This window comes from Prosthecobacter sp., from assembly GCF_044232965.1.
Taxonomy (GTDB): domain Bacteria; phylum Verrucomicrobiota; class Verrucomicrobiia; order Verrucomicrobiales; family Verrucomicrobiaceae; genus Prosthecobacter.
In genome coordinates this window covers 43496-51597 of sequence record NZ_JBIIKX010000023.1, presented here as the reverse complement: position 1 = coordinate 51597, position 8102 = coordinate 43496, and the positions used below count along the sequence as shown (strand labels likewise).

The following is an 8102-nucleotide window of genomic DNA, read 5'->3' as shown; positions in this document are numbered from 1 at the left end:
TCCTGCCATGAAAACCAGCACGCACTCATCATCCTTCCATGGAACGGAGCAGGACGGACTGGAGTCGGGCACAGGAGCTGATTCGCCCCCGTTATTCCTGTCTCTCAGCAGTTATGACCGCGATCTCAGCGAGCGTCTTGCTGTGTCATCGAAAACCGCTCCTGCGGTGAGGCACATGGCCCGGCTGCTGTTGGAAATGGGCCGTCTGTCATCGTTGGAACATGCGGCTGAACGCACGGGCCTGTCGTGCCAGGTGCTGGCCGAGGTGCGTCAAACATATCTGTGGGGTGGCATCCAAGAGGTCCTCAGCATGAGCCAGCAGTTGCCCATGCCAGTGACCACGCCGGTGCGCCTCACCGCGGCTGAGCGTGCTTTCTGTCGGCAGGTTCTGGAGTCGTGTGAGGGATCGAAAGGCAGGCTGCGCCGCGCAAAGGCACTGCTGCTGCTTGACGAGGGCAAGTCGAAGGACAGCATCGCCAGCGAGACACAGGCATGCTCGCGTACGCTGAAACGACTGGTCGAGCGCTGTCAAATCTATGGCGTGACAGGCGCGGTGAATGACGCGGAGCGTCCGGGACGCCCGCAGTGTTATCCCAAATCCGAGTTTGTGCCTCTCATCCGGGAGGTGATGGGGCACGAGCCGCCCACCACGAGGTTTCGATGGACGGCCACCGATTTGCGCCGGGTATTGGCGCATCATCGGCCGGAGGCCGCGCGCATGTCCATGCCAACCTTGCGCGCACTCGTCACCGCTGCTGGTTTTGGCTACGGTTACGCTCCCAAAGGCGCGGCATCCATGTCCCTGAGCGTTTGATCCTGAGAGAGCGAGCCAAGCATCACAGTGTTTTCTGTCCTTCTGCCCAGCGGATGGCAAAGTAACTCAGCTCACTAGGATCGCTCATGCCCAGCTTTTCCCGGATGTTCATCTTGTGAACGTCCACAGTTTTGGTGCTGATACGGAGCCCCTCCGCGATTTGTGCGGTGTTTTTTCCCTGGCCGAGGAGCTGGAACACCTCGAATTCACGGTCACTCAGTCCGGCGATGGAGTCCTGGGATTCAGTCACTGCTCCTGTGGAGAACGCCTTCAAAATTTCCTCGGACATTTCCTCGCTCACCGCGATGCCGCCGGCCGCCACGCGGCGCAGCGCTTGCTCCAGCGCCTTTTGCGGCGCGCTTTTCATGACATAACCGCGTGCCCCGGCCTTCAAGGCTCGCTGGGCATACAGTTTTTCGTCATGCATTGACACGGCCAGCATGGACAACTTCGGGCGCAACAGGCGGAGATCCTTGATCAACTCCAATCCTGAGCGATCTGGCAGTGAAATGTCCAGCACCAGCACATCCGGCGTGTCTTCGTCAACCTTCCGCACTGCTTCGGAAGCGTCGCCCGCCATCCAGGCAAAAGCCATGTCAGCGGTGTTCTCGATGAAAAGACGCCACCCTTCACGCATCATGGTGTGATCATCCACCACTGCCACCCTGATGATTGTTGGTTGAGATCTCGCGTTCATTCGATACGGGATACATTAACGGAATGCGCACGGTGGCAATCGAGAAATCTCGCCCTTCGCTTTTAATCGTTCGCTCAAGAGTCGCGGACAAAGTGCGCAGACGCTGGTTCATCAGATGAAGCCCCATGCCACTGCTTCCATTGCTCACATCTGCATCATCGAATGGCTTGCCGTCATGAATCACACTCAGCACGATCTGATCATCCGCAAGATGTACAGACAGATTCAGGACTCCGGGACTGGAATGCTTGCAAGCATTGGTCACCAGTTCCTGGGCGATCCGAAAAAGCAACTCTTGGGAGACCACCGGCAAGTGTCCATGCACATCTACGCATTCGACGGCACACCTGACCTGATACATCCTCTCTGCAAACAACGCCACATTCTCAAGCGCATCCTTCAATCCATGGTTCTCCAGGCCCACCGGAGAAAGCCCCCGGGCCATGCTTCGGGCGATCACAACTGTCTTTGCCAGATCATCTATCACCTGCTGGGCCAGGCCGGCCACCTTGCCATCCTTGTCAGGCATCAGTCCCCGCATCACCTCCAGTGTCATTTTTATAGCCGAAAGTCGCTGGCAGACATCGTCATGCAAATCTCGGCCGAATTTTCTGCGTTCCTGCTCCGCGGCATCGAGAACGAGATTCTCCGCTGCCCGCAGTTGAGTCACCGTCCGGGAGAACTCGCGCGAGATCGTCGTCAGTTCATCGTTGCCAGGTAGTACCTCCGGTGGCGCTGTGCTCGTTCCCACGGCGCGCAGGTTGCTCACCAGCTTGCGCACTCGTCGCGTCACGAGTTCATCAAGCGCAAACCACATCAGCAAACTCAACGCCAGCAACACTCCGGCCTGCCGGAGGGACTCATGCAGAGCCTCTTCACGCACCTGGGTCAGTGCCTGTGTGGAGTTATAACGTATCAGCACTGCCGCTTTGCTGGTTGTGTCATAGCCTTCGTAAAAGGGTGCGATCACGATCAAATGTGCCTTCTCATCATCCCATGAAATAAAGGTGTCCATGCGTTCCAAAGTTGGCATCACATGCTGCCACTCCGATGCCAGCGGAGTCTCCAGCACCCGCATGCCTCGCCATTGCAATTGAGTCGCGCAACTGACCACTCCGGCCCAGTCGCAAACGACGCCGAGTTCCACATCAGCGGACAGCGAAACGTAGGCCATTTCCAGTTCTGCGGCACGTTCCTGCTGTTTGCGGGAGAGATGCTGTAACAGTCCGGACAGGTGGCTTCCCGTGTCCGCTGCCTCCTGCTCCAATCGATTCAGTCGTCTTTCCACCAGCCATTTTTGATTTCGCCAGTTATTCAGCACAATCATCGCCAATCCGAACAGCAACACGATGAGGGTGATTCGACCCTGAATGGAGTGTGAAACATTCACGGCAGCGCCTCCTTGAGGAGTGTGGCATCAATCCAGTCTGATGGGGCCGGTTTCGAACGCAGCAATCCACCCCGTATCATTTGTTCTTCCATCACTGCGGCCATTTGAGCAAGCTGCGGACTGTCTCCTGCCAGCATCGCTGCATTCTCTTCCATGTTCAGCGGCTTCCAGTGTTTCAGGCTGGAGGCAAATTCCTCAAATTGAAGCCGTTCGCGCCTCAGAATCAGCTCCATTCCATCAAACGGTTTTCCAGTCCTCACCAGCCGTGTCATGTCCATCTGCGTCCGCAGCAAGAGCGCCAGTTCTTTTCGGAACTGCGCATGCGCCTTCTCTGAGGCGACCAGCAGACGCACGATGGGAAGCGAAAGCCGGGAGGAATCAAAAACACTGTGGAACCCCTTCGAACACAGGCCTGACAACCAGGGCTCGGACGCCACCACGGCATCCACTTCACCTGCCTCCACCGCGCTTTCCATCTCCCGTTGAATCAACTGCACAATGTGAATGTCACCCATTGACATTCCTGCGCTTTCCAGCGCGTTGATCAGTAAATAGGTGCCGGCACCTCGAACATCCACGCCCACGCGCTTTCCTTTGAGCCCCTGCACATCGGTGACCTCCGGCCGCGCCATCACCGCATCAGCACCAGCGGATGCATCCAGCACCATCAACACCCGCAGTTGCTGCCCACCTTCGCGCATGCGCAGAACGCCGTCGAGTGTCACCACCGCCACGTCCGCCGCACCATTGCCCAGTGCGCGCATCACTGCGGATGACCATGGGAGCTCGATCATTTGAAAGCGATCCGCAGGCAGCTTCCCTTGAGAGTGCGCCAGCAAAAGCGCTTCTGAACCAGGCCACACGCCAGGTGCGACCCTCAACCGCTGTCTTTTCTCCATGTGCGGCACCAGCGCTGCAGCCAGCAGTAGCAACAGGGCACAAAATGGAACCATTAGCCGACTCAACCATGCCTTGGAATCATTCATTGATTCATGATGCAACAAGGTGGCGTCCCCTGTCCACTCTGGGGGAGCTCCGTGCTCAATTATTTTACCTTCATCACAAGGGCGTGTTTGAAAACCTGTCAATTGGCAAATGACGGATGTTAAGACATGAAGTGGTGTCGATGTAGCACAACGCTTTGCGTGGTGAGGTCCGTTCAAAGAGCATCTCAAAAAATTTTTGCCTTAACAGCCTGTTGATTTACCCCTCAACGTGCGGGTTGGAGCTGCCCGCTTTTACGTTCAGCGTCTGAGTCGGTGATAAGGACCAATGCGCGCAAATACATTCCGAGTTTACCCAACAAGGCTTCGAGGAGTCGGTCAATGACACCCATTGAGCGGAAAATGATCTCGAGCGGGCCTGCCAGCCACTGTTTGGTAGTTCCGCTGCCGAACATCGTACGCAGCAGCAGGCTGAGGTTGAAGCTCAACGCGGCGATCAGCTGACGCTTGGTCAGATTCTCACAGCCCCGCAACGTGGCGCGGCGCAACCCGCCGTGATCGAGCACATGGGCAAATCCTTGTTCGAGATGCTCGCCGCGTTTGCGCAGCAGCGCTTTGCCGCTCTCGCTGCGGGTGGCACACGCGGCCCGGCGCAGCGTCTGGCGGTGTTCCAGGGGCGCGTCCCGATGGCGTCTCCCTTCATGCGGATCGGCAATCACGGCGCGCACTCCGCAGCGTTGCAACTGCCCGATCTGTTCCACCGCGAAGTAGCCGTCATCAGCCACCACGGCCACGCCGAGTTTCTCCCGTGCCTTGGCCTCGGGCACCACCTCGATCAGCGTGCCCACCGCCGCGCCATGCTTGTATCGTTGTCCGCAGCATCTCCAGGACGCACCATCACATCGCCCCTCGGCGCTTACCCGCTGCGCGGGCTGCCTTCGGCAGGCTGTCTCGCTCCGCTCGGCTGTAGATCATGTCCGTGGCGCCGTGCTTGGTGCGCACCGCGAGGCGATGGCCCGCTCGCTGGGCAGGTTCTCGAAGAAGCCCACCATGAGCATCTTTAAATACACCACAGGATCAATGCCAGAGCGTCCGCCCTTGCTGCGCTCGGCGTAGGCGGGTGCGCAGATCTTCCAGACATCGGCAACAAAGCTCATCTTCTCCAGTGTCCGGTTCACCCGCGGGTAGCAACCATCGGGCGTCGCCGCAGGCAGTTCCCCGGCCATGATCCAAAACTCTTTTTACGCCCCGCCTGCTTCGCGTTGTTCAAACATACGGGGAGCATTTCTCGCTCAACCGGTGCGTTTTTCAACAGGCTGCTAGAGCACATCCAAGAGCGCGAATACCATAGACTTGAGAACAAAATAGAAGATGTCGCGCTTACAGTGCCTACAGCCTTGGTCGAAAGCACCCCACGATTGGCAGACACTCAACACCTGAAGGACGAGAAAGATAGGGCTCAGCAAAAGCTTGCGGAAGCACAAAGAATTCGGGACTCAATTCATGGCGGAACCGTTATCAAAGTCAATGGAGGTAACGTGGGCAAAAACCATGAGGTGGAGCGTTTGCGCACTGAAGCTCATAATAGCCTGAAACCTCTCAAACCAAAGAAGGTCAGGCTCGGCAAGCAGGTGAGTTCTACTCTGGTAGGAACAAAACATGATAGCATCTGGATGGAACTCAAAAGCCATTTGGATACCTTGGAGTTGATCGAGAGGAATCGCGCGTGGTATTACAATTGGTGGATCATGAGGGTCATAACCTGGACAGTCGGGATCATGCTCTATATCCCATTGCTTTTATTTGTGGCGCTCCTTCGTGATATGTTTAAATCTCCGTTCTCTCGATAGAATATGACCCTGATAAGGATGATATCTCCGTCAAACGGCGGGAAACGGGGTCAAACGGGTGCAAAATTTTGACAGACTGATTGGATTTTTTCATCTGGGGGGGGACGGGGTCAGGCAACTGATTGACAAAATGATCGAATTCATGGCTTCGCGACAGCGGCTTGCTCCAGGAAGCGCTCCAGGAAGCGCTCCAGGAAGCGCTCCAGTTCCCCGGGATCTTCCCTCATCGCCAGCTTGGGTTAAAACGCTTGAGGCACTGGCTCACATTCGCGGTCGATTTCACCGTGGCGGACGAGTCCTGGCAAAAAGGCAAGCCCGCCGCAACGACGCTCGTCCAGCTTATGCCTCGCCGCTCCTCGGCTCACGCACGACACGATCCACCGCATGCTTTGTGATGATGTTCCCCTGCGACTCGCGGCCTTTGATGGCCATGGAGTTGAAAGGGAATTTGATGGTGAGATTGCGCAGGTAGAGCGCGGGCTTGAGATGAACGATGACGCTCTGCGCGTTCGACTCCTCCTCCGTCTCGTGGCGCATGAAGTAGAGCACATTGCTGCCCGGCGTGCCTTTGGTGAGGGCGTATTCCTTGTCCCGCGTGACGCCGCCAATGCGGAAGCGCTTGGCCATCAGGCTGCCCTGGCGGCCGTCGCGATAGATCAGCGTGTAAACGGCCTCATCGTCCTTCTTGAAAAGGCTGATGTAGTGCGGGTTCTTGCCCACGAAGAACTTCGGCGCGGCCTTGGTGACGCTCATGGTGCCCTCGCGGGTGAAGAAGATCACATCGTCGAGCGGCGAGCACTTGCAGATCGGCTCGCCCTCTTTCTTCAGGCCGGTGCCGGCGAAGCCTTCCTTCGCGTTGAGGTAAAGCGTCTCGCCCTGGATGATGACCTCGGCGGCGGACACGCGGTCGAAGCTGGAAATCACCGTGCGGCGCTCGCGGCCCGCGCCGTAGCTCTTCTTCAACTGCTCAAAGTGCGCCACGGCGAACTTGGTGAGCTGCTTCAGGAACTTGTTCACCTGAGCGATCTCCTCCTCCAGCTCACGGATCTGCTCGTCAGCCTCGAAGCTGTTGAACTTGGAGATGCGCTTGATTCTGATCTCGGTCAGGCGGGCCACGTCTTCGTTGGTGATCTCGCGTTTCAGCAGGCTGAGATGCGGCTTGAGTCCTTTCCAGATGGCGTCGAGCACGGCCTCCCAGGTCTCGCACTCTTCAATGCGGCGGTAGATGCGGTTCTCGATGAAAATCTTCTCCAGGGAGCTGAAGTGCCACTTTTCCTCCAACTCGCCGAGCGCGATCTCCAGCTCACGACCGAGCAGCCGCTTGGTGTTCTCGGCGCTGATCTTCAGCAGCTCGTTCACATTCAAAAAGCGCGGCTTGTCGTCATGAATGACGACGGCGTTGGGCGGCAGGCTGACCTCGCAGTCGGTGAAGGCGTAGAGCGCCTGGATGGTCTGCTCCACATCGGTGCCGGCGGGGAGTTGCACGACGATCTCGACCTTCTCCGCCGTGTTGTCATCGACATGGGCGATCTTGATCTTCCCCTTGTCGTTGGCGGCCACAATGCTGTCCATCAAACCGCCCGTCGTCGTGCCGTAAGGGATTTCGGTGATGGTGAGCGTGTTTTTCTTCGGCCCTTCCTCGATCTTGGCGCGCACGCGCACCCGGCCGCCACGCAGGCCGCCGTTGTAGTCCTTGGCGTCCATGATGCCGCCGGTGAAGAAGTCCGGCAGCAGGTTGAACTCCTCGCCACGCAGCGCGGCGATGCTCGCGTCACACAGCTCGATGAAATTGTGCGGCAGAATGCGGCAGGACAGGCCCACGGCGATGCCTTCGACACCCTGTGCTAGCAGAAGCGGGAACTTCACCGGCAGCGTCACCGGCTCCTTGTTGCGTCCGTCGTAGGAGGCGGACCACTCGGTGACTTTGGGACTGAACACGACATCCAGCGCGAATTTGGAAAGGCGCGCCTCGATGTATCGCGGCGCGGCGGCGTTGTCGCCCGTCAGCGTGTTGCCCCAGTTGCCCTGGGTGTCGATGAGCAGGTCTTTTTGACCGAGCTGCACCATCGCGTCACCAATCGAGGCGTCGCCATGCGGATGATACTTCATCGTGTTGCCCACGACGTTGGCGACCTTGTTGTACCGGCCGTCTTCCAGCTCGTCCATGCTGTGCAGGATGCGGCGCTGCACGGGCTTCAAACCATCGTGCATGTGCGGCACAGCGCGCTCAAGGATGACGTAGCTGGCGTAGTCCAGGAACCAGTCTCCGTACAGATCATCGACAGGCTTGTGCTCCACCGGCGCGGCGGAAGGCAGGATGGGCGAGTGGGATTCGGTGTTTTTGGAGGAAGACTTTTTGGCCACGGCTGGAAAATGAAAAGGAGGAAAGGGCGGCGAGAATAGAGCG

8 protein-coding genes are annotated in these 8102 nt (G+C 58.0%); 2 read left to right on the top strand and 6 right to left on the bottom strand.

Going from position 1 to position 8102, the window contains the following annotated elements; translation table 11 throughout:
• The first annotated feature begins 7 nt into the window (after window positions 1-7).
• Window positions 8-814, top strand: coding sequence for a hypothetical protein (locus tag ACILSI_RS12060; protein WP_395722130.1), 807 nt, complete (start codon window positions 8-10; stop codon window positions 812-814).
• Window positions 815-836: 22 nt separating this feature from the next.
• Here ACILSI_RS12060 and ACILSI_RS12055 read toward each other — a convergent pair whose 3' ends face one another.
• The 5 genes from ACILSI_RS12055 to ACILSI_RS12035 form a co-directional block, all read right to left on the bottom strand.
• Complete coding sequence (locus tag ACILSI_RS12055) at window positions 837-1454, bottom strand: response regulator (protein ID WP_395722129.1); 618 nt, start codon at window positions 1452-1454, stop codon at window positions 837-839.
• 7 nt (window positions 1455-1461) lie between these two features.
• The gene (locus tag ACILSI_RS12050) at window positions 1462-2901 is read right to left on the bottom strand and encodes a sensor histidine kinase (RefSeq protein ID WP_395722128.1); all 1440 of its coding nucleotides are present in this window, start codon (window positions 2899-2901) and stop codon (window positions 1462-1464) included.
• Window positions 2898-3887, bottom strand: coding sequence for an ABC transporter substrate-binding protein (locus ACILSI_RS12045; RefSeq protein ID WP_395722127.1), 990 nt, complete (start codon window positions 3885-3887; stop codon window positions 2898-2900). Before ACILSI_RS12045 ends, ACILSI_RS12050 begins: the two co-directional genes overlap by 4 nt.
• A 224-nt stretch (window positions 3888-4111) precedes the next feature.
• Window positions 4112-4693 (bottom strand): hypothetical protein, encoded by a 582-nt coding sequence (locus ACILSI_RS12040; RefSeq protein ID WP_395722126.1) that lies wholly within the window; start codon window positions 4691-4693, stop codon window positions 4112-4114.
• A 123-nt stretch (window positions 4694-4816) separates the two neighbouring features.
• Window positions 4817-5071, bottom strand: a complete 255-nt coding sequence (locus tag ACILSI_RS12035) for a transposase (protein WP_395722125.1) — start codon at window positions 5069-5071, stop codon at window positions 4817-4819.
• 36 nt (window positions 5072-5107) lie between these two features.
• Between ACILSI_RS12035 and ACILSI_RS12030 the strand changes: the two genes are divergently transcribed.
• Window positions 5108-5695 (top strand): hypothetical protein, encoded by a 588-nt coding sequence (locus ACILSI_RS12030; RefSeq protein WP_395722124.1) that lies wholly within the window; start codon window positions 5108-5110, stop codon window positions 5693-5695.
• A 339-nt stretch (window positions 5696-6034) separates the two neighbouring features.
• Here the strand turns inward: ACILSI_RS12030 and ACILSI_RS12025 are convergent, their stop codons facing one another.
• Window positions 6035-8059, bottom strand: a complete 2025-nt coding sequence (locus tag ACILSI_RS12025) for a DNA gyrase/topoisomerase IV subunit A (protein WP_395722123.1) — start codon at window positions 8057-8059, stop codon at window positions 6035-6037.
• Window positions 8060-8102: the final 43 nt, after the last annotated feature.